Source organism: Streptomyces sp. NPDC093591, from assembly GCF_044764885.1.
Taxonomy (GTDB): Bacteria; Actinomycetota; Actinomycetes; order Streptomycetales; family Streptomycetaceae; genus Streptomyces.
The window spans coordinates 1-19,315 of record NZ_JBIWIY010000036.1; the positions used below are offsets into that span (position 1 = coordinate 1).

Consider the following 19,315-nt stretch of genomic DNA (forward strand, 5'->3'; position numbering starts at 1 on the left):
AGCCGGTGGCCGTTCATCTATGCGGGCACCATCCCGATGCCGGAGCAAACCCCCGGATCAGGTCGAACCCGTACACCATCTCCCTGGACGCAACCTTGTCCACCGACGCAGGGTGGGGACGTGTCCGGCAGCCGGCGCGAGAAGTCCTCACCGTCAGAAGATGAAGAGACCTCTTCGCTGCCAGGCATTCGCATCATTCGATCAGTCTCTAGCTGTATGAGGGCTCGACGTTGGTGACACTCTCGCGGAGGCGTGCTGCTGGCGGCTTTCCGCCGGCGCCACTATGCGGCCGATGGTAGTTGTAGTGGATATTCCACACGGCGATCGTGGCTGACCGGGCGTCCTCGCTGGTGAACTCGCGGGCGTAGAGGACTTCCTCGGGGCAGGATCGTGACCCCCTCGGACTGCCACTGCTTGAAGATCGCATTGACCTCGTCGAGCCCACCGTCAATGGCCAGACACACCTCACTGGTACGCGGGACGTCCGCTGACAGATCCTCGAACTGGTCAGACCACAGAGCGAGGTCAGCGCCCGGCCCGAGGTCGAAGGTGATGTATCCCGGAGTCTCGAACGACGGCCTCATGTCGAGGAGGTCGCCGTAGAAACGCGCTGCGGCCGGAGCGTCGTTCACATAGACGATGGACACGACGGATGTGGTCATGGTTGTTCCTTCTCGCAGGTCGTAGGTACGCATCGACCAGCCTGACCGGGATATGCGCCGCATCATGTCGCAATTCCTGTTCATGGCCACGCTCAGCGCGCTGGCCGAGGCGCACGCTGCCATGGGGAACCCGGGCGAGGCGCTCCGGCTCTACCAGGAGGCGTTGACCATGGATATCGGGTACGGCCATCGCGACCATCGGGCCCACTCGCTTGCGGGCATCGGTGACATCCACGCCGCACTCGGCGAGCGCGGGTTGGCCCGCGATTCCTGGCAGCAGGCGCTGGTGATCTAGCGGGAGCTGGGCATGCCGCAGGCCGTCGAGGTGGCGGCGAGGGCCCACGGGCACAGCCGCCCCTCCCCTCCTTCCGGGCATGCGCATGTCAGCTGCCCATCGCAGTGAGGGCTCGAAGCACGTTCGGTGCGACGCGCCTCCTGTTCCTCATCGCTCACCCCATCAGAGGTCAGTGGGAATACCGAGCCTCGTACATCGCGATGCCCAACAGGACGTCTCGGCGATCCCTTCCGCATAGCCGTCGCCCCTGACGGCCTGAAGTCACCGCAGGCCGGGGGCGGGCAAACAGGAGCCAGTGCTGACCACGCCCGATGGAGCAGCCGAGTTGGACTGCCCGGGCATCGACGCGGAAGGGGTGGCACCGGGGCTCCTGCTGCTCTATGGATTCGACACCCACGAGCTGTTCAGGAGATCCCGTCTGTACGCCTTGGCCACGGCAAATCAACCAACCTGAATCCGCGTTCGACCGCCACCTCTCGAGATCGAAAAGACAACTGCCTCTGAGTGGGTGTTCTGCGAGTCTCGGGCGGTCGCGGGACCCGTCCCGGCCGTTGGCGGTGAAGATGCCTGAAGCCTCTCGGCCCGGCATGTCAATCCGGAAGACTGGGCCAGCAACAAGACGCAGGAGGGTGGGACGTGAACTGGTCGTGGTCGTCTTTTGCTACGGCGGTCGTCACCGTGGTCGTGCTGCTTCTGCCCAGAGACGGGCGCGTCCGGCTGAAGGCACTGCTCGCTGTCGCCTTCGTGGTGATCGGCGAGGGGATTCTCCTCGGCAACGAGGGTGGCAAGCTCTTACTCAACGCCTTGATGTTCCTGGCGGCAGGGCTGCTGCTGCTCGCCGAAATCGCCACGAGCCGTGAGAATCCGCTGGTTCCGTGGGTGTGGATGGGGACGGGGGCTGTCGGCATGGTTCTCACCGTGTGGTGGGCAGACGAGCTGATCGCATGGACAGACACCATGCGGTCGCGGTTGATCATCGGTTGCGTGGCTGCCGCTCTCCTCCTGGGCATACTGGCGGTGCGCGGCCACCGGCGGGCCACGACGGTTCGATACGACCCGCACGACCTGTCGGGCTTCTGACCCATGGGCCAGGCTCCGTCCACTGCATTGCAGGCGTTCCTGTTGGTGCTTTTCGTGCTGCCCGGGATCAGTTATCAGTTCCTGCGGGAACGCCTGCGCGGACCCGTCGCGGGGGAGAGCGAGCGGGTCCTGCGAGCTGTGACGGCGTCCATTCTTCTGGACTCGCTCTACGCGATCGTGCTCGGTCCGCCGCTGGTACGCGCGGTTCGCGGGGAGGGGCGGTCCGGCTGGGGCGGTGTCGTCCAGCAGCCGCGCAGCGCCGTCGGCTGCCCACTCGGTACCGGGCGGCACCCAGCGCGTGGGATCACGTTTTCCGGCACCGCGGTTCGTGTTTCGTTCGTGTCCGCCTCAAGGACGGGACGTGGCTCGGTGGATGGTACGGGTCCGGTCCTATGCGACGTCCCATCCCGAGCCGTCGGAACTCTTCCTCGAATCCGCCTCGCGGATGAACTCCGACGGCAGCTTTGCCGATCGGGTGGAGCGCACCGCCGGCCTGTATATCCGCGCAGCCGACACCGATATCGTCGAACTCATCCACCCACCGGACCAGCCCAGACCGGACCCAGCGACACACAGGGAGGCACCACTTGCCCGAGTTGACCCCTTATGAGCTGGAACTGCTCGCCGAAGCCTCCGAGTTCCGGGGCTACACACCGCGCGACCAGGTACCGGAGCCCGAGCAGGGGCCGCCCGGACCTGCGAGCGCGTCGGAACCGCCGGCCCAGCAGCTGGCGCAGCAGGCGGCCCCTGACGAGACGCCGCCGACCGACCAGTAAGGCGTCACGAACCCACATGGACGTGGCCGGCCCATAGCGCTGGGAAGTTCGGGTACCGGTCACGTGCCGTGAATGTCGCTCGGTGCACGGCGGTAGCGGCATCCACCGATCCACGTGAGGTGCCCGAAGCGGCCAGGTGCCGGTAGATCTGGGTGGCGAACTCTACGCCAACGCGGTCCTGGAGGAGCCAGAGCGTGGCAACCACCTGCCGGAACCCGGCGAGTTGGAAGGACGAGGCGAGGTGGATGGCCTCGTCGAAGAGACGATAACCGGGTTGGGCGGTCGAGCAGGAGGAGACATAGGCCAGTTCCGCGTTCGGTAGCCGCAGCCGGGAGATGTCGGCGACGGAAAACGAACGCCGCTGGTGGTCGTGGAGCAGCAGTCGCCCCCGGGATGGCGCATCAGGGTCCGTGACTGCATGGCAGGCGAAGTGAGCCCAGGCCGAGCGGGGCAGTTCGGCGAGAACGCGTTCGGCGACCGCCTCTCGGCCGGACAGCACTCGGGCCCCCGTGAAGAGGGACCGCACGGCGTCGGCTTCCGCCAGTGCGCCGCTCAGGGGCGTGGCAGCGGGAGTTTCAGGGAGGGCGACGACCAGGGGGCGGGGCGCGGTGCGGGAGGGCCGCCGTGCCCGAGCGCTGCGCAGGGCACGAACGGTGGGCGCGTAGGAGGAGACCACTCGGTCCAGCAACGTCTTGGGGTCCGGGTGATTGCGGGTGTCGTGATAGCCCGCCGCGTGCACCGGCAACAGGGCCAGTGGCCCCGTCGGTACCCACCACACCTGCGGCAGATCACCCTCCTGCGGCGGCCGGTGAAGCCCCAGGGCCTCCACCACCGGTTCGGCCACTGCGTCCCACAGCCAGGCGAGCACCTCAGCGAAACGCTGCTGTCGGTCCACGTCGAGCAGGTGCTCGGGCCGCACCGCGTCGACCCTCTTCCGCACCTGCTCCTCCACCGCTCGTAACGTGACGGCCGGCAAGGGAACCGTCCGCACACCGCCGGGCTCCAGGATGATCGCGTCGGACCGGTATGTGCTGACGTTCAGAAAGATGATCGGGCCTTCCTGCGCGGCAGCGAGCAGCCCGGTGAGTTCCGGGCCGCGAGCGAAGGCCGAGAAGCCGCGCTGTGCCCGAATGCGTTCCAGCAGGGAGTCCCAGCGGGCCTCCAGCGCGCGCCGCGTCTGCCGGTCCCGGTCATGGCCCCGGACCGGGGCACCATCCTGCACCGGGTCCGTCCAGGTCCCCTTCATGTCGATGGTCGGCTCCTCGTCGGTGCCGAAAAGCGGCTCGGGGGCATGCACATCGTCAAGTGCGTCGCGCAACTCCTCGAATTCCTCGGCAAGTCCGGGGTGATGTCGGCGTAGTGCGGTGAGGTCGGCACGGGAATCCAGGACGCGGGCGAGCAACACCCCGCGCCCCTGTTCCAGCAGCGTCACGGCCTTCTCGGGCTGCCCGGCAGCAAGAGCGCAGGCCGCGGCGGAGGCCGCGATCCCGGACCATCGGCCGAGCCGGTACTCCTGGTCACTGCGGCGCAGCTCGCGTGCCGCCAGCCGCGGCAGCAGCTCGATCACGGTCTCCAGGGCGACCACCGCTTCGGCGTACTCCCCGGCTGAGGCAGCAATGTCGCCCCATGCGATCCCGGCGGCCACCCGGGCCGGGATGTCGGCCACGGGGCTGGTCGCCGCGTCCCGGGCCGGCTCCAGCGCCTCGACAAGATCGGCGGGCCGGTGGGAGGCCCGGTAGCGGCTGTGCATGGCCAGTGCCAGATTCAGCTGGTGGCCGGCGCGGGCAGGGTCGTCGGCCGGGGCGTTGCCAACGGCGGTCCGGGCCAGGCCGATGGCCTCCTCCAGCTCCGCCGTGTTGGGGGTGTGCGCGTAACGAACACGCAGCACGAGGGCTAGGTTGTTCAGACAGGCGTCGTACAGGCGGTGGTCCGCAGGCATGTGCTGCGCAGCCTGTCGGCCGACTGCCAGCGCCTGGTCGAGGTCGGCCCACTGTCCGGTCATCCGGTAGCGCTGTACCAGCAGTCCGCAGAGCGTGGTCAGATCGACCACCCGCATGTACGGCCGGTCACCCGACTGTGTGGTCGCCATGACGAGTTCCAGGGTCGCGATGGCCTCATCGAGGTCGGCTGTGCGCTGCGTGCGCTCGTACCGGCTGCGCAGTACGGCGCTCAGCTCGCCGAGGCACGCGATGTGATCGCCTCGGTAGGCCCGGGACGCGACGCGCACAGCCTCGCGGCTGGTGTCGAGCGCCTCATCGAGGTCGGCGGCGTCCCCGAAGTGGTCGTGGCGCACCCGTAGCGCGCAGCTCAACTGCGAGAGCAGGACACCTCGGCGGGGCTCGCGGCCGGACTCGGCCGCGGCTACCTCCCGGGCTGTGGCGATGGCCTCGAACAAATCGTCCCCGTTCCGCAGACGCTCGTACCTGCCACGCAACGCCATCACCAGATTTGCTGCGTACTCGATCCGGGCCGGTTCACCCACGCTGGCCTGGACAGCCAGCCGGAGCTTCTCGATGCCGTCGTCCAGCATCTCCACCCGGCCGGTGAGATCAAATCCCCGCAAGGAAGAGCGGCCCGACTGGTTCGCGTCGAAGGCCGCAGCCGGATCCAGCGCCGGGTTCTCGCGCTGGCGAAGATAAATCCGCTGGGACCGCAGCCAGTTCAGACAGAAGCCGGCCGTCGCCATGGTGAGCGCGGCCGGTTCGACCCAGGGGTGCGGCATCGGGTGTGACAACACCGTCATCAGGCCCACCGTGCCGCTCATCAGACCCGATATGCGCATGCGCCGGTCGATGTGGCGATCTCCCGCCAACCCCAGCGACAGCACAACGAACCCATTGAGCAGCGCCACCATCCCCCACCACATGAGGGCCACAATAGGCGGAAGGCCTGGTACGACAACGGCACAGTGCCCATGTGGTCCATCGCCTTGCCGCGCGACCAGCAGGACGCTGCCGGGCGCCACTGCATCAGGCGAAGAACGCGGAGTTCGCCAACATGCACCTCGACGCCTCCGATCCCGAGCATGTGCGGCTGTTCGCCAGCCAGTTCGGGTTCTCCGGCGGAGAGTTCGAGGACGACCGCGGTGCGCTGGGGGCCGCGGATGGTGCACGGGCATGGGTCGACTTCAGCCCTTTGAGGCTCAGGCCGCATCGAATCCAACGCCCGGCGAACGGTTCGCCGGGTCATCCCGCACTTCTGCTCAAGAGCCCGTATCGAGAGGTCAACACGATGGTCACGGCTTATTGCCGTGTACAACTCGATCTTTTCCTTCGGAATACGCATCGGTGTCCCTTGCGGAAAGAGCGCAACCATCGTCCCACCGCAAGGCTTCAAATGCCGTCAAAACTCGTGTACTTCGCCTGCTCGAGCCGACTGACGACTCCTCAACTGCTGACCAAGCGTCGTTGGTCAAGTAGGTCGTCTTCTGCAGTCGGCTACGGGAGGAGAATCCGAAGTGGACGCACTGCTCCAGTTTTATGGCTTTGCCCCGTTCTGCTGCGAGGTGGCTGTGTCACCTTCTCCGGGAGGCGTTTATCGCCATCTTTGGGAGTCATGTATCGCTGTTGGAGGAGATCAAGTCGGTGAGGAGTGAAGTCGCTCATGTGCGGGTGCTTGCGCCGGCGTCGAGGGGTAGGCCGTAGGCTGGGCTCCACGACGAGGCGGTAGGGGCAACGGCTGTGGAGATCACCGTCCAGTGGATCCGGACGACTTGGACGAAGGAATCGCGGGGAGGGGATGCTGCGGCTCGAAGGAACGCGGCTCCGGTCGGCTTTGCTCTTCCGCATGAGGCGGCTCCCTTTGCGCATGTGATCCGGATGCATGAGCGAGACGGCTTCGAGCCGTATGGCAGCCGGGAAGTCCTGGGCAAGGTCGATGTCCAGCTCCGTGAGGCAGATGGTCGACTGCGGGTATTTCCGCGAGTGCAGCCGTTGTTCGCCCTGCCGCCTCGGAAGCGGCGGCCACCGGCTGTTCGGCTCGTCCCTGGCCAATGGGTCCGCTGGCAGCTCAACTACCGTTTCAGCAGTGCACTGGGGATTCGGGACTGGACGTACTGGCTGGACACGTTCAACATCGCATACGGCCCAGTGGATGCTGATGTGTTCTTGTCCGTGCCCGCCGTCTTCATCGATGAGCGCGGATCACTCCGGTAGTTCGAGTGGATGTGGTCATCCGATGGATCGTTCGGCCTGGGTTTTGGTCTGGGCGAGGCGGTAGGAGTCGGTTCCGGTCTCGATGATGTTGCCGCCGAAGGTGATGCGGTCGACGATGGCCGGGCAGAGCGTGGGATCGCTGGACGTCTTCGTCGCGGGCGACGTCAATGCTGGTCTTCACCACTGGTTCGGGTTCCACCAGCGTGTCGGTCAGTGTCTCCTGGCTGTCGGCGTCGCCGTGGTTGCCGTGCAGAGCGAGTGTCCTGATGTGCTGCCAGGTGCGGTCGTTGAACGGCTGGTGGAGTGGTCGCGGTGGATCCACGGAATCTCGGTCAGCTCGCCGTCGGGCAGACGGCCCCAGATCTGGCGGCCGTTGTCGTAGTTGCCGAGAAGCAGGCTGCTGGGAGCAGCCAGGGAGCCGGTGGTCGCTCCGACGATCGCCTTGCTGGTCTCGCGCGCCTTGTACTTCTGCGGCTGCGCGGCCTGGGCCCTATTCTCCGGAAAGCGCCGCCAGCATCTCGGTGCCGTGCCTGGAGCGCAGCATCACCCGGCCCGTATCGACGGGGACCGGGGCGCTGGACCCGTCCATGATTTGGGTTCGTCTGCCGATTCCGGTAGCAGAGTCGGGTTGGGCAGGGGGGCGGGTGGTGGGTTTCGGTAGCGTTCGTGTCAGAGCGCCTGTGGTTTTCATCCAGTCTGGGCGTCGGTGATGCGGGTGTTCGCACCCGATTCTCGGGCTGGCTGTGGGAGGTCTGCGTGCTGCAATGCTTCGCGGGGGGTTGTGTGTTGGGTTTCTGGCGCATGTGCGGGCAGCGGTGCGGCTGGATATGGGGTTGTCCGGGATCGCGTGTCGTGTGGTCTGGTGTCGCGGTCGCCTAGGGTCCGCAACGGATCTCAGCGAATCCGGCGGTGCTGCCGGTAGGGCCGAAAGCTCTGAGCCAATGCCGGGAATCAGGGAATCAGGCTGCGGCGAGTTCCTGTTCGCGGGCCGGGGTTTTGGTGTTGGGCTTTTTGTTGGGCAGGGAGAGTCTGAAGACTTTGCGCCACGCGGAGAGCACTTGTTTGGGCAGTGGTCCGGTGACGTAGTCCAGTTCGTATTTTTCGAACAGTGCGCGTACCTTCACTGCGACCTCGGCGTAGCGGTTGCTGGGCAGGTCGGGGAAGAGGTGGTGTTCGATCTGGTGGGAGAGGTTGCCGGTCATGAAGTGCATGGCTTTGCTGCCGCTGATGTTTGCTGAGCCCATCATCTGGCGCAGGTACCACTGGCCGCGGGTTTCGTCCTTGATTGACCGGCGTTCGAAGACCTGGACGCCTTCGGGGAAGTGTCCGCACATGATGACCGAGTGGGACCAGATGTTGCGGACGAGGTTCGCGGTGAAGGTGGCGGCGAGGGTGGGGAGGAATGAGGGGCCTGACAGCAGCGGGTGGATCACGTAGTCCTTGAGGACCTGCTTGCGGATTTTGCGGCCGACGGCCTTGGCCCGCGCGCGGAACTCCGGGTTCTTGCGGCGGCGCTTGTGCAGGTTCTTGCCGAGCTCCAGGTCGTATGCGGCGATGCCGTACTCGAAGAAGCAGGCGTTGATGAAGTTCCACAGCGGCTGGCCGAGGTGGAAGGGGTGCCACTTCTGGTCCTCGTCGACGCGCATGATGCCGTAGCCGAGGTCGTTGTCTTTGCCGATCACGTTGGTGTAGGTGTGGTGCAGTTCGTTGTGGGAGTGCCTCCACTGGTCGGCCGGCGAGACGTGGTCCCATTCCCAGGTGGTGGAGTGGATCTTCGGGTCCCGCATCCAGTCCCACTGGCCGTGCAGGATGTTGTGGCCGATCTCCATGTTGTCCATGATCTTCGCCACGGACAGGCCGGCGGTGCCGATGATCCACGCGGGCGGGAAGAACGAGAACAGCAGCACACCCCTGCTGGCCAGCTCGAGCTTGCGCTGCGCCGAGATGACCTTACGGATGTAGGCGGCGTCTTGCTCGCCGCGGCTGGCGATCACCTCGTCGCGGATCGCGTCCAGCTCGCGGCCGAGCTCCTCGATCTGCTCCGCGGTCAGGTGGGCGGTGGGGTCGATGGCGGTCAAGGTGCTCCTACCGTTCGATGTCGCAGTCGCCCGCCGCGGCGGACACGCAGGTCTGGATGAGGACGCCCGGCTCGGCCTCGGTGATCTTGCCGGTGCGCAGGTCGCGGACGGCGCCCGCCTTGAGCGGCGTGACGCAGCCGAAGCAGATGCCCATGCGGCACCCGGCGGGCATGAGCACGCCGGCCTCCTCGCCGACGTCCAGCAACGGCGTGGCGCCGTCCGCGTCGACGGTCTTGCCGGTGGCGCTGAACGTGACCTCGCCGCCGTCACCTGCGACGACGATGCTGGGGCGGAAGCGTTCGGTGTGCAGGCGCTCCGGGACGCCGTGCTCGCTCCAGTGCTTCTCGGCGGCGTCGAGCAGGCCCGCCGGCCCGCAGGCCCAGGTCTCGCGCTCGGCCCAATCGGGCACGAGTTCGTCGAGACGGGCGATGTCGAGCATGCCGTCCGTGTCGGTGTGCAGCTCGGTGAGACTCAGCTTCTTGTCCGCGACCAGGCCGTGCAGCTCGTCGCGGAAGATCACGTCGTGCGGCTGTGGCGCGGAGTGAACCATGACGACGTCGTCGAACTCGGTGTCGCGCAGCATGCCCATCACAGGCGTGATGCCGCTGCCGGCCGTCAGGTAGAGCACCTTGGCGGGCTTGGCCTCCGGCAGCACGAAGTCGCCGGTCGCCTGGTCGAGCTGGATCAGCGTGCCCGGTTTCACCCTGCGGACCAGGTGGCTGCTGACCTTGCCGTCCGGGATCGCCTTCACGGTGATCGTGATGCGGCCGTCCTGGCGGTTCGTCGGCGAGGTGAGCGAGTAGGCACGCCACAGGCGCACCCCGTCGACGTCGACCCCGATCCGCACGTACTGACCGGCCGTGTGGCCCCGCCAGCCCCGTCCCGGCCTGATCACGATGGTCGCGGCGTCACCCGTCTCGGGGTGCACGGCCTCGATGCGCCCACGCAGGTCAGCGCCCGCACGCAGCGGGCTGACCAGGTCGAGGTAGTCCGACGGCAGCAGCGGTGTCGTGACCATCTCCAGCAGTTTCCACGCCCTACTGCGGAGGGCTGCACTCGTCATGGCTCCAGCTTGCTGCGCCTCAAGGCGTAAAGTCCTGACCGCAGGACGTAAATCTGGTCGGCCGAATTGTTCGCAGGGAACAAAAGTATGAGCCATGCAATCCAGAGGGCCAGCGAACTGGCCCTGGATGAGACGACGGTCACCGCACTGCGGGCCGCGCTGAAGACCACCGCCGACGAGGTCGTCCAGGCGATCATCGACGAGGTTCCTCCCTACGCAGGCGCCCTTTCGGGCCACATGGGCGCCACCATCCGCCGAGCCGTCCGCACCGCCCTGGGGCACTACCTGGACCTCGCGAGCGGGAACGCCACAGGCGGCGACGCCGGTGACGCGGCCTACGAGCTGGGCCGCGGCGAGGTCCGGGACGGCCGTTCGATGGACGCCCTGCTCAGCGCCTACCGCGTCGGCGCCCGGGTGGCCTGGCGATGCCTGGCAGCGGGTGCCGTACCCGCAGGTCTGCCCGCCGCCGAGGTCGCCAAGTTCGCCGAGCTGACCTTCGCCTACATCGACGAACTCTCCGCCGCGAGCGCCGCGGGCCACGCCGACGAACTGGCCGCCCAGGGCCGGGCGCACGAGCGCCACCTGGAACACCTGGCCCGCGACCTCCTCGCCGGCGCCAGCCCGGACGTGCTGCTTGTCTCTGCTCAACGGGCCGGCTGGCAGCCTCCGGTTTCGCTGACCGCGGTCCTGCTGCCCGCCGCCCAGGCCCGGCCCGCCTACCGCGCGCTCGACCCGAGCACCCTCGTCCTCGACGATCTACCGGACGCCACCGGTGTGCTGCTCGTCCCCGATGCCGACCGATCACATCTCTTGCGGCAGCTGACCGACCGCACCGCCGTGGTCGGCCCGGCCCGGCCGTGGACGCGTGCGTCCGCCTCGTACGCACGAGCCGTACGCGCGCGCTCCCTCTCCTCTGATATTCGCGACACCGAGGACCACCTGCCCGAGCTGGTGCTGAGCGCCGACGTGGACGCGTTCGCAGACCTGCGTGCCCGAGCCCTCGCACCGTTGCGGGCCTTGCCTGTCGCGACCGCGCGGCGGCTGGAGGAGACGCTGCGGGCGTGGCTGCTGCACCAGGGCAGGCGGGATGAGGTGGCGGCGGCTTTGTTCGTCCATCCCCAGACCGTCCGGTACCGGATGTCGCAGCTGCGGGAGCTGTTTCCGGATCTCGCATCGCCACACCGGGTCCTTGAACTGACGCTGGCGGTCGGTCTCCGGGCCGGCTGACGCGTTCTTCGATTCGTCCGCGTCCGCGACCGCGTCCGCGAGCGGTCCGGGAATCGTGCCTCGTCCTCGCTGCCCCCACGCTGTTACTGCCTTTTGTGGTCGACCCTCCTCGCCGCTGCGGGGGATGCCGCCGCACTACGCCTTCACCGCGACGCCGCCCACGGGTTCGACCGGCCCCTGCCCGTCAGCGGCATCGACCTCCTCCACCAGCTTTCTGCCGAACGCACCCGACTTCACCGGCCCTGGTAGCCGGTCTTCGCAGCCCGCAGCCCGCAGCCCGCAGCCCGCAGCCCGCAGCCCGCAGCCCGCAGCCCGCAGCCCGCAGCCCGCAGCCCGCAGCCCGCAGCCCGCAGCCCGCGACCCGCTGCCGTCGCCCGGGCTCCGGGTTTCGCTGATCCGGCACAGCTGCTCATGTCTCGGACCGGCCCGGTATACGCAGGCTCCAGGTGCCCTGGTGACCGGAGCGGACGATCCCTTCGAGTACCGGCGGATGCAGATCGGCCCGCGGGAGGCTGCTGTTGGTTGTGCTGGAGCTCCGCTTGCTGCCCTGGCGATGCTGCGGCACCTGTACAGCCGCAACGGCTGGCCGGCGGCCGAACTCGAGGCCGCTGGCCGACAGACCGCCAAGACGTGGCTGCACCTTGCTGGTCTGCCGCGCCCCGCCGATGTCTGGGACCCGGGGCGGCGGGCTCCCGCTACGTCCGTACGGCGTGCACCAGCGCTGACGACTTGCTGGGGCAGGCTTCTGCCGGCGGTGGCCGTGGCGATGGTTGTGTGGTGTTCCGCGGTTGCGGCCGTGGCTTTGACCGTGAATGCTGACGTCGTTTGGCCGTGAAAGTTGACGGCGGTTCGTGGCCTCGGGCCGACTGGATGTTGGTGAATTCTGACGGCAGTCCGGATGGTGTGGGGATGGCTTAGCGGGCGAGTTCGCGGCTGTGAGCGAGGCGGTAGGACTCTGTGCCGGTCTCGAGGATGTTGCCGCCGAAGGTGAGCCGGTCGACGATGGCGGCGCAGAGTCTGGGGTCGGTGAAGGTCTTGGCCCAGCCGGCGAAGGAGTCGTTGGAGGCGATGGCAACGGAGTTCTTCTCCTCGCGTTCGGTGAGGACCTGGAAGAGGAGTTCGGCGCCGCGGCGGTCGAGTTGCATGTAGCCGAGTTCGTCGATGCAGAGCAGGTCGACGCGGCCGTAGCGGGCGATGGTCTTGGTCAGGATCTTCTCGTCGGCGGCCTCGACCAGCTCGTTGGCCAGCTTCGATGCCAGGGTGTATTTCACCCGGAAACCTGCCATCGCGGCTTCGGTGCCGAGCGCGATGAGCAGGTGAGACTTGCCGGTGCCGGAGTCACCGATCAGGCAGAGCGGCAGGCCCTTCTTCACCCACTCGCAGGTGGCCAGCGAGCCGACGACGGCGGAGTCGATGTTCGGATTGGCATCGAAGTCGAACTCGCGCAGCGATTTCTCCCGGGGGAACTGGGCGGCCTTGATCCGGCGTTCGGAGCGGCGCCTGGCGCGGTCGTCGCACTCGGCCAGCAGCAGTTCGGCCAGGAACACCAGGCAGGACATCTGGTCGTTGCCGGCCTTGGCCGCCAGATCGGGAAACTGGTTGCGGATCGTGGGCAGTCGCAGGACCCGGCATGCCTGGTCGACGGCGGCTTCGGCGGCTTGTTCACTCATCCGGCGGCGAGGGCTCATGGCGGCGGCTTCTTCCTGCTCGGCTTCTGGGTAGGTCTCGGGGCCGGCGCGCGCCCAGCGGCGGCCACGGCGGCTCGCCGACTGGGAAGCAGCTGGTCGTAGATCGACACGTCAGGCATGGGGCGTGTGCCTTTGGGCAGTTGCGCCAGGCACCGCTGGGTCAGCGAGGTGACGGTCGCTGCGACGGCCCGGTCTGCCTCGGTAGTGGCTCGGCGTCGTGGCTTGGCCGAGGTCGGTTCGTCGTGGTCGGCAATGCGGCGGGCTTCCAGCGCGGCCGCGTCCGCGGTGAGCGCTCCGACCTGGAGCGCGGCGGCCAGGCCGGCGACGACGTGGTCGTGCTGCATGTGCCGGTGCAGCAGCAGAACCTCGATCAGAGCGCGGGTGCCGGCGGTGTCGCCGTGGGCGTTGCAGGCGGCCGTCCACCAGTCTTCGTGGATCGGGGTGAACTTGCCCGCGGCCCGGGCCTGTTCGAGGACCGTGACGCCGGGCAGCGCGCCCCGGTTTGCGCAGCAGCGCTTCGAGATAGTGATCGAGCTCGAGCCGTGATCCGCTCTTGGTCAGCAGCCGCTCGTGCTGGGCGATCTCGGTGCGGCCGTCGAACACCACGAGCTCGGAGGCGTGCAGCAAGACCCGGACCTGGCGGCCGATGAACCGGGTCGGAACCGAGTAACGGTTGGTGCGGACGGTGATCTGGGAGAACCGGTCGACCCGTGGGGTGAACCAGCGGCCGGTCTCGAACGTCTCGACGGGCAACGGCTTCAACGACGGCCGTTCGACGGCGAACAGCTCGCCGATCGTGCGGGGACGGGTCCCGATCCGCCGGGCCTCGTCGGCCAGATCCCACTCGTCGATCAGCATGTTCAAGTGCGCCAGCGAGTCGATCTCGGGGACGGGAACGAAGTGGTTGCGGCGAAACCAGCCGATGTGGCCCTCGACGCCGCCTTTCTCGTGGGCGCCCTCGATTCCCGGCGTGCAGTAGAACGGCTCGATGCCGTAGTGGGACCGAAATGCGGTCCACCGGTCGGTCTCGACCCGGCGCCGCGTGAAGCCGAGCACCGACGCGACCGCGGCCTTCAGGTTGTCATACCGGATCTTGCCGAACGGCACGCCGCCCAGCACTCTGAAAGCGTGCTCGTGGCCCTCGAAGAACGCCTCCTGACCGCCGGAGGCGAACACCCGGTGCACTGCCTTCCCGGAGAACGACAACCGCAGGCAGAACAAATGGCACTCACCAGCTCGCCCCGCAAACGGACCGCGACCTCGCCGAAGTCGACCTCGGCTTCGGCGCCGGCCAGGTTCGACTGCTCGATGAACACCTGCGCCGGGCCACGGCCGGCCTCGACCCGAATCTCCGGCTTCCGCTTGGCGACGTAGGCGCGCACGACCTGGTAGGACACGTCGTCCATCGCGTGCTCGTTGATCAACCGGCGATAGATCCGGACCACCGTGTGACGCTGCTTCCTCGGCGCATCCAGATCAGCCAGCAGCATCTGGTCGATCACCGGCTTGAACGGATCCAGCTTGGAACGGCGAGGCGCGTACGGTTCCCGAGGTTGCGGCCACGCCGAACTCAGCGCCTCCTGAACAGTCCGCCAGCCCACCCGGTACTTGCGCTCCAGCGCCCGGTTCGACATGCCCTCGCGAGCGTCACGCCGCAGCGCGGCATACAACTCGACCTTCGACTGACCAGGCGGCATCGGCGGTGCTCCTTCACTGAGCACATTCACGTTGCCACCGCAACGCCGCGAGTGACACTACTTCTCACGAACAACTTCCCAGCCAACCAGCCGGTGACATCCACTCAGACGGACAACTGACAACCCATAAACACCGTCAGAGCCATCCTTGCGAAAACCATTGGTGCCCGGCTTGCTCCGCTGATGGACTGACGTCCTACCGTGACTCTGCCGCGTGACGGAGGTAGTGGTTGTGACAGGTTATGACGTGCTTGCCGAGGTGTACGAATGGCTCATCTCGGATGCAAAGTTGCCTCCAGCCGAGTTCGCTGCGTCGTTCGACGACGTCCTCAATCTCCTGCCGTCGAACGCTCACGTCCTCGACTGTTCGTGCGGAACCGGACAGTTGGCGGTTGGCCTCGCCGGTCGTGGCATGCAGGTTGTCGCAACTGACGCCAGCGAGGCGATGGTTCGTCGGACTGCAGAGTTGTCTGAGGAGTTCGGGGCATCCGTCCGGGCCGTACGGGCGAACTGGGAAGAGTTGCCCGACTATTTCCAGGACAACACGTTCGACATGGTGTTCTGCGTTGGCAACTCGCTTCACCATGCCACGGGCGCGACAGGCAGGGGTGCTGCTCTGGAGTCGATGTCACGGCTTCTGCGCCCCGGCGGGCGCTTGGTACTCACATCCCGCACTTGGGAACTCGTGAGGGCCAGAGGTTCCCGGCTGGAGATCAGTGACCGACTCGTCCGCCGGAACGGTCGCGATGCCGTCGTGGTCTACCGCTGGGAGATTGCGCCGCATTGGGAGGAGGAGCACCACATCGAGATTGCGATCGCGCAAGTTGATGCGACCGGGTTGGTTCTTGTCCGCTCGGAACTGCTGTCCTGCTGGCCCTACCGGTACGAGGAACTCGAAGTCGAGCTGCACCGGGTCGGACTCCAGACGGAACTGAGCACGTTCGATCTTGAGGCCGAGAACTACATGGTGGTCGCGAGCAAGGTATGAACACCGGACTCTCAGTCCCTGGCCGGACCGCGCGGTTGCTCGCAGGACGCTTGCGCCCTCTAATCGGTGCGGGTTCAAGTGGTCAACGCAACGCCTCGGACGAGGAGTGCTCGTCGATCAGACGGCGGTAGATCCGGGGTGACGGTGTGGCGCTGTTTCCTGGTCGCATCCAGATCAATGAGCAGGATCTCGTCGATCAGCGGCGTGAACGGATCCAGCTTCGACGGCCGCGCCGAAGCGGTTGTCGTGCGTGGCTGCGGCCAAGCCGAGGTCAGGGCCTTGTTGACCGTGCTCCAGGTGACGCCGTACTTGCACTGCAACGCCCGGTTCGACATGCCATCGCGGGAGTCGCGCCGTAGCGCGGCGTACAACTCGACCTTCGACTGGCCAGGCGGCATCGGGGGTGCTCCTGTACTAAGCACATCCAGCTTGATTGCGGGTGGGGGTGTGTATGCCGCGGGGTGGGCGGTGGGGCAGGCGCGTTTGTAGTGCAGCAGTCATCCGTCGCGGGTTGGGTGGCTGGTGGCGTCGGCGAGTGCGATGACGGGGTTGGTGAGGGCGGCGTGGAGGTCTTCGGGGTGGGGGTCGCAGTCCCGGTGGAGGGTGCACTGATTCCCTTCGACGGACAGGCGGCGGTGGTGAGCATGTCCGCGGCCGGGCCGGTCCGGGAGGTCGTTGAACCGCATGCCGGTGTCCCAGCTGCCGTCCGGGGCGTGGGCGCAGAGCCGTACCGTCAGTGCGGCGAGAGGGTCTGGGTGTCGGCGTTGAAGCGGGGGAGTGTGTTGAGTACGGCGTGTTCCTCGGCGTGCAGTGGGACGTTGCTCGTCCGGAGGCGGGCGTAGTTGCTGCCCCAGTGAGTCGGGCCGTGCAGGCGGCCGTCGCGGTCACCGGTCACGGTCATGCCGGCGCTGGTGGGCAGGTGGCGCAGGCGCCGTCCCTCGGCGTAGGAACGTTCCACCCGCAGTCCGGGCAGCCCGGTGTCCGGGAGTTTGTCGCGGCCGACGAGCCGGCAGGCAACGTTGCAGGGACGCGGGTGGTGATCACCGGGTCGTAGTTGCAGGGAGGGAGAGGGAAGGGGAGGAGAGAGATGACCAGGGTGTAGCGGGTGGTGTCGGCCAGGCTGACGAGACGTGGCCACAGGCTGGTCGGGCCGTGGTGGAACAGTGGCCGCCACTACGGCACAGTCCTCGTCGACATCGAGACCCGCCGTCCCATCGACCTGCTGCCGGACCGAGAGGCATCCCCTTGGGCGCCGTTCTTGGCCGAAGGCGCCACCGCCGGCGCCCCACAGGCGATCCAGGTAGCGGACCGGTGGCACCTCTGGCACAACCTGAGCGAAGCCGCCGAACGGGCCGTCGCCCAGCACCGCCACTGCCTCCGAGCCCTGGTTCCTGCGGCCCCCGAGACCGGGCCGGAGCCTGCCCCAGAGGAGGAACCGTCCGGCCCACCATGGCCGACCGGACACCGGTTCGCCGACCGCACCCGGGCCCGGCACGCCGCCGTCCACGCACTGCTGGAGGCCGGGCACAGCCGCCGCTCGGTCCAGCGGCAGCTCGGCATGACCAGCCGCACCGTCAAACAGCTCGCCGACGCCGCCCGGCCGGAAGAACTCTTCACCGGCCAGTGGCAGAACCGGCCCTCCATCCTCGACGAGTACAAGACGTACCTCGACGACCGCTGAAACGAGGGCTGCACCAACGCCTGGAAGCCATGGGAGGAGATCGTGCCGCTCGGCTACAAAGGCAGCTACCAGCGCGTCCGCGCCTACCTGCACAAGAAGTGCACCTCGCCGCGGCCTGTGACCGCCCGGCCGCCCTCGCCCCGGACAGTCGCCGGATGGATCATCAGCCGCCCGGAAACCCTCACCGAGCCCGAACAGCTCCACCTCAAGACCGTCCGCGCTCACTGTCCCGAACTCGACGCCCTCACCCGGCATGTCCGCTCCTTCGCGGTCATGCTCACCGAGCGCCAGGGCGAACGCCTGCCGCACTGGCTCAACGCCGTCCGCCAGGACGACCTGCCCAGCCTGCACACTCTCGCGGCCGGAATCGACCGAGACCGCGACGCCGTCATCGCCGGACTCACCCTGCCCTGGAACTCAGGCGCCGTCGAAGGACACGTGAATCGCATCAAGATGCTCAAACGCCAGATGTTCGGCCGCGCCGGGTTCCATCTCGTACGAAAGCGCGTCCTGCTCTACACATGACACCCCGCGCCACACCGGCTCATAGACGCTATAGCCTCCGCCTGTGACCAACAGCCGCAGCCGGATCGAGAATCCTCGCCCCCACGAGCTACCTCACTACCAAGCGCTCCTGGACGGTACAGATTGGGCGTCGCTCGCCACCCCACGTGGGACGGGCGAATCCCTGCCGACGGCGCTGGCACGCATCCTCAGCACCGACCCGGTCGTCAGGTCGGCCGCCACCGATGACGCACTCAGGGAAGTGACCCACCAGAACACCATTTACGAAGCCACCGTGCCCGTGGCGCTCTACGTCGCGGCCATCCTCCACCACCCTGCCATCGAGGCAGGCGACTTCGGCCACGATGCCGACATGCCACCGCGCCGTCCCACCCTCGTGAGACTGCTTGAGTGGCTCAGCGCCACCGCCTACGACGCCGACGACGAGTGCGTCGCCATCGGCGAACGCCACTCCGGCAAGGAGTTCCTCAACGAGTACGAGGAGATGCGCGCGTTCCGGGACCTGCGCCCGGCAATCTTCTCCGCTGTCCATCCTCTTCTCGGCCACGACAACGCGGAGGTACGCGATGCGGCTTTCGTCGCCGCGATCCCCCTCGCAGAACACCCCGTGCTCACCGCGCACCGGGCAGAGCTGGTCGGCCATGCCTGTCGTCTGCTGGCCACCAGCACCGACCGCTACAACCGAGACCGCGTCCTGGACGCGATGACGGCATGGGGTCACGACACCAGCGACCTGGAGAACGCGGACGACATCGCAGCCCGTGAGCGTTACGCCCGTCTCAAGGCGGAACGTGATTCCTGGTGGGCGGCCGACGGGGCAGGCGGCTACTCCGAAGACCCACCGTTCTGACTCAGGGACACGCAGTGCCCCCAGGCATCCGCTGATCACTCAGCGTGGCTACACCACACAAGCTGAGCCAGAACCAACTCAGGTTCTGGCTCAGCTTCCGTGCAGCGGCCACTGTGAGTGACGGATGAGTGCCTCCAGGCCTGATTCGAAGTCGCCCGAAAATGAGCCGTAGCCAAAGTGATTGGGCTGACAGTTCGGGGCTGTGGAAGAGGTCGTGCTCCGGCTGAAGGAGCTGTTGTTCCCGTCGATCGCGGACGTTGCGGTGCTGTCGGTGGACGTGACTGTCGAGATAGTGCGCGTTGACGCGCACTGCACCAAGGCTGGCGCCGCTTGCCCGGGATGTGGGGCCTGGTCGACCCGGGTGCACAGCTCCTATCTACGCTTTCCCGCCGACGTACCGAGCGCCGGACGAAGGGTGGTAGTTCAGCTGCGAGTTCGGCGGTTTCGGTGCCGGAACACGGTCACGTCCGCCGAAGTGGTGTATTGACGGCCACTCGGTGATCTCGTTTTGAGGCTATGCGGTGAGTTCGGTGGGCAGGGTGGTCTCGTCG

Annotated in this window: 19 protein-coding genes and 3 pseudogenes; 11 read left to right on the forward strand and 11 right to left on the reverse strand. The window is 67.3% G+C overall.

Features of this window, described 5'->3' with window-relative positions:
* Positions 1-208: 208 nt before the first annotated feature.
* Together ACIREI_RS44885 and ACIREI_RS44890 are read right to left on the reverse strand one after the other, a co-directional pair.
* Positions 209-325 (reverse strand): hypothetical protein, encoded by a 117-nt coding sequence (locus ACIREI_RS44885; RefSeq protein ID WP_403346123.1) that lies wholly within the window; start codon positions 323-325, stop codon positions 209-211.
* Positions 282-662 carry a VOC family protein gene (locus ACIREI_RS44890; protein ID WP_403346095.1) on the reverse strand — a complete coding sequence of 127 codons (381 nt, stop codon included), beginning with the start codon at positions 660-662 and terminating at the stop codon, positions 282-284. Before ACIREI_RS44890 ends, ACIREI_RS44885 begins: the two co-directional genes overlap by 44 nt.
* Positions 663-714: 52 nt before the next feature.
* Here ACIREI_RS44890 and ACIREI_RS44895 point away from each other — a divergent pair, with 52 nt between their 5' ends.
* The 4 genes and pseudogenes from ACIREI_RS44895 to ACIREI_RS44910 all read left to right on the forward strand — a co-directional run bounded on the left by ACIREI_RS44895 (position 715) and on the right by ACIREI_RS44910 (position 2,813).
* On the forward strand, positions 715-957 hold the full coding sequence (locus ACIREI_RS44895) for a tetratricopeptide repeat protein (protein ID WP_403346097.1): 243 nt from the start codon (positions 715-717) through the stop codon (positions 955-957).
* A 636-nt stretch (positions 958-1,593) separates the two neighbouring features.
* Entirely contained in the window at positions 1,594-2,037 is a 444-nt protein-coding gene (locus tag ACIREI_RS44900; RefSeq protein WP_403346099.1) for a hypothetical protein, read from the forward strand.
* A gap of 3 nt (positions 2,038-2,040) precedes the next feature.
* A pseudogene (locus tag ACIREI_RS44905) lies at positions 2,041-2,647 on the forward strand (DUF6338 family protein).
* Positions 2,625-2,813: a hypothetical protein gene (locus tag ACIREI_RS44910; protein ID WP_403346101.1), complete on the forward strand. Its 189-nt coding sequence runs from the start codon at positions 2,625-2,627 to the stop codon at positions 2,811-2,813. Before ACIREI_RS44905 ends, ACIREI_RS44910 begins: the two are co-directional and overlap by 23 nt.
* Before the next feature lie 4 nt (positions 2,814-2,817).
* Here the strand turns inward: ACIREI_RS44910 and ACIREI_RS44915 are convergent, their stop codons facing one another.
* Entirely contained in the window at positions 2,818-5,778 is a 2,961-nt protein-coding gene (locus ACIREI_RS44915; RefSeq protein ID WP_403346103.1) for a CHAT domain-containing protein, read from the reverse strand.
* 715 nt (positions 5,779-6,493) lie between these two features.
* Between ACIREI_RS44915 and ACIREI_RS44920 the strand changes: the two genes are divergently transcribed.
* Positions 6,494-6,967, forward strand: a complete 474-nt coding sequence (locus ACIREI_RS44920) for a hypothetical protein (protein WP_403346105.1) — start codon at positions 6,494-6,496, stop codon at positions 6,965-6,967.
* Positions 6,968-6,982: 15 nt separating this feature from the next.
* On the opposite strand, the pseudogene ACIREI_RS44925 reads toward ACIREI_RS44920, so the two are convergent.
* The 3 genes and pseudogenes from ACIREI_RS44925 to ACIREI_RS44935 all read right to left on the reverse strand — a co-directional run.
* Positions 6,983-7,120: pseudogene (locus ACIREI_RS44925) on the reverse strand (AAA family ATPase); the annotation flags it as partial.
* 806 nt (positions 7,121-7,926) lie between these two features.
* Complete coding sequence (locus ACIREI_RS44930) at positions 7,927-9,045, reverse strand: fatty acid desaturase family protein (protein WP_403346107.1); 1,119 nt, start codon at positions 9,043-9,045, stop codon at positions 7,927-7,929.
* A gap of 7 nt (positions 9,046-9,052) precedes the next feature.
* Positions 9,053-10,108, reverse strand: coding sequence for a ferredoxin reductase (locus ACIREI_RS44935; RefSeq protein ID WP_403346108.1), 1,056 nt, complete (start codon positions 10,106-10,108; stop codon positions 9,053-9,055).
* A gap of 87 nt (positions 10,109-10,195) precedes the next feature.
* Between ACIREI_RS44935 and ACIREI_RS44940 the strand changes: the two genes are divergently transcribed.
* Positions 10,196-11,335 (forward strand): PucR family transcriptional regulator, encoded by a 1,140-nt coding sequence (locus tag ACIREI_RS44940; protein WP_403346110.1) that lies wholly within the window; start codon positions 10,196-10,198, stop codon positions 11,333-11,335.
* Positions 11,336-12,249: 914 nt separating this feature from the next.
* On the opposite strand, the gene istB is transcribed toward ACIREI_RS44940, so the two are convergent.
* Positions 12,250-13,023, reverse strand: a complete 774-nt coding sequence (gene istB, locus ACIREI_RS44945; protein ID WP_403346112.1) for an IS21-like element helper ATPase IstB — start codon at positions 13,021-13,023, stop codon at positions 12,250-12,252.
* Positions 13,020-14,720: pseudogene (gene istA, locus ACIREI_RS44950) on the reverse strand (IS21 family transposase). Before istA ends, istB begins: the two are co-directional and overlap by 4 nt.
* 232 nt (positions 14,721-14,952) lie before the next feature.
* On the opposite strand from istA, the gene ACIREI_RS44955 reads away from it, so the two are divergent.
* On the forward strand, positions 14,953-15,708 hold the full coding sequence (locus ACIREI_RS44955) for a class I SAM-dependent methyltransferase (RefSeq protein ID WP_403346125.1): 756 nt from the start codon (positions 14,953-14,955) through the stop codon (positions 15,706-15,708).
* 74 nt (positions 15,709-15,782) lie between these two features.
* Here ACIREI_RS44955 and ACIREI_RS44960 read toward each other — a convergent pair whose 3' ends face one another.
* The 3 genes from ACIREI_RS44960 to ACIREI_RS44970 all read right to left on the reverse strand — a co-directional run bounded on the left by ACIREI_RS44960 (position 15,783) and on the right by ACIREI_RS44970 (position 16,666).
* Complete coding sequence (locus ACIREI_RS44960) at positions 15,783-16,106, reverse strand: hypothetical protein (protein ID WP_403346114.1); 324 nt, start codon at positions 16,104-16,106, stop codon at positions 15,783-15,785.
* Between the two features lie 99 nt (positions 16,107-16,205).
* A complete protein-coding gene (locus ACIREI_RS44965; RefSeq protein WP_403346116.1) occupies positions 16,206-16,394 on the reverse strand; it encodes a hypothetical protein in 189 nt (62 codons plus the stop codon).
* Positions 16,395-16,441: 47 nt separating this feature from the next.
* The gene (locus ACIREI_RS44970) at positions 16,442-16,666 is read right to left on the reverse strand and encodes a hypothetical protein (RefSeq protein WP_403346117.1); all 225 of its coding nucleotides are present in this window, start codon (positions 16,664-16,666) and stop codon (positions 16,442-16,444) included.
* Between the two features lie 147 nt (positions 16,667-16,813).
* On the opposite strand from ACIREI_RS44970, the gene ACIREI_RS44975 reads away from it, so the two are divergent.
* The 4 genes from ACIREI_RS44975 to ACIREI_RS44990 all read left to right on the forward strand — a co-directional run bounded on the left by ACIREI_RS44975 (position 16,814) and on the right by ACIREI_RS44990 (position 19,251).
* Positions 16,814-17,389 carry a hypothetical protein gene (locus ACIREI_RS44975; protein ID WP_403346119.1) on the forward strand — a complete coding sequence of 192 codons (576 nt, stop codon included), beginning with the start codon at positions 16,814-16,816 and terminating at the stop codon, positions 17,387-17,389.
* 42 nt (positions 17,390-17,431) lie between these two features.
* Positions 17,432-17,914 (forward strand): transposase, encoded by a 483-nt coding sequence (locus tag ACIREI_RS44980; RefSeq protein ID WP_403346121.1) that lies wholly within the window; start codon positions 17,432-17,434, stop codon positions 17,912-17,914.
* A gap of 43 nt (positions 17,915-17,957) precedes the next feature.
* Positions 17,958-18,764 carry a hypothetical protein gene (locus ACIREI_RS44985; protein WP_403346122.1) on the forward strand — a complete coding sequence of 269 codons (807 nt, stop codon included), beginning with the start codon at positions 17,958-17,960 and terminating at the stop codon, positions 18,762-18,764.
* Positions 18,765-19,056: 292 nt separating this feature from the next.
* Positions 19,057-19,251: a transposase family protein gene (locus ACIREI_RS44990; RefSeq protein ID WP_403346127.1), complete on the forward strand. Its 195-nt coding sequence runs from the start codon at positions 19,057-19,059 to the stop codon at positions 19,249-19,251.
* The last annotated feature ends 64 nt before the right edge of the window (positions 19,252-19,315 follow it).

What these genes read in the sequence shown, in the direction of transcription:
- istB (WP_403346112.1), bottom strand. Translation starts at nt 13,023, where the DNA reads ATGAGCCCTCGCCGCCGGATGAGTGAACAAGCCGCCGAAGCCGCCGTC.
- ACIREI_RS44935 (WP_403346108.1), bottom strand. Translation starts at nt 10,108, where the DNA reads ATGACGAGTGCAGCCCTCCGCAGTAGGGCGTGGAAACTGCTGGAGATG.
- ACIREI_RS44940 (WP_403346110.1), top strand. Translation starts at nt 10,196, where the DNA reads ATGAGCCATGCAATCCAGAGGGCCAGCGAACTGGCCCTGGATGAGACG.
- ACIREI_RS44965 (WP_403346116.1), bottom strand. Translation starts at nt 16,394, where the DNA reads ATGCGGTTCAACGACCTCCCGGACCGGCCCGGCCGCGGACATGCTCAC.
- ACIREI_RS44890 (WP_403346095.1), bottom strand. Translation starts at nt 662, where the DNA reads ATGACCACATCCGTCGTGTCCATCGTCTATGTGAACGACGCTCCGGCC.
- ACIREI_RS44895 (WP_403346097.1), top strand. Translation starts at nt 715, where the DNA reads ATGCGCCGCATCATGTCGCAATTCCTGTTCATGGCCACGCTCAGCGCG.
- ACIREI_RS44960 (WP_403346114.1), bottom strand. Translation starts at nt 16,106, where the DNA reads ATGCCGCCTGGCCAGTCGAAGGTCGAGTTGTACGCCGCGCTACGGCGC.